Origin of the sequence: Microvirga sp. HBU67558 (genome assembly GCF_018069605.1) — a bacterium.
Lineage (GTDB): Bacteria > Pseudomonadota > Alphaproteobacteria > Rhizobiales > Beijerinckiaceae > Microvirga > Microvirga terrae.
This window is the reverse complement of sequence record NZ_JAGPUP010000240.1, coordinates 1-609: the sequence shown is the minus strand read 5'-3', so window position 1 is coordinate 609 and position 609 is coordinate 1. Positions and strand designations below refer to the sequence as shown.

Sequence of the window (609 nt, the reverse complement as noted above, 5' to 3'; positions counted from 1 at the left end):
CCGGCTCCGATTGTTGCCGCTGTTCCGGTGTTCACCTGGACGGGCTTCTACGTGGGTGTGAACGCCGGCTACGGCTGGAACACGAACGACTCGATCACGGTCGGCGGCGTGCGCTTCGACCTGGACGACGACGGCGGCTTCGTCGGCGGCGCTCAGGCGGGCTACAACTACCAGATCGGCTCGTTCGTGGTCGGTCTCGAAGGCGACATCCAGTACGCCGACTTCGGTGGTGACGACCGCTTCGACTTCAACAACGACGGCATCCTCGACGGCGACTTCAACAACAGCGACTGGTTCGGCACCGTGCGCGCCCGCGCCGGTGTGGCCTTCGACCGCGCCCTGATCTACGCCACCGGTGGTTTCGCCTTCGCGGACGACGCCACGGGCTGGACCGTCGGTGGTGGTCTCGAGTACGCCTTCACCAACAACCTGTCGGCCAAGATCGAAGGCCTGTACGTCAACCTCGACCAGGACAACAACAGCATCTTCAACATCGACAACGATGCTGAGTTCGGTGTGGTCCGCGCCGGCCTGAACTTCCGCTTCGGCACCTACTAAGAACCGTCTCCCCGGAGACACACAAGGCCCGGGTCTCCCCGGGCCTTGTTG

At 64.0% G+C, this 609-nt stretch carries 1 protein-coding gene; it reads left to right on the top strand.

The window, feature by feature from the left end; genetic code table 11:
• Nucleotides 1-558 (top strand): outer membrane protein (locus KBI52_RS01015; RefSeq protein ID WP_173944958.1); only part of this gene is annotated, 558 nt, incomplete at its 5' end.
• Nucleotides 559-609: the final 51 nt, after the last annotated feature.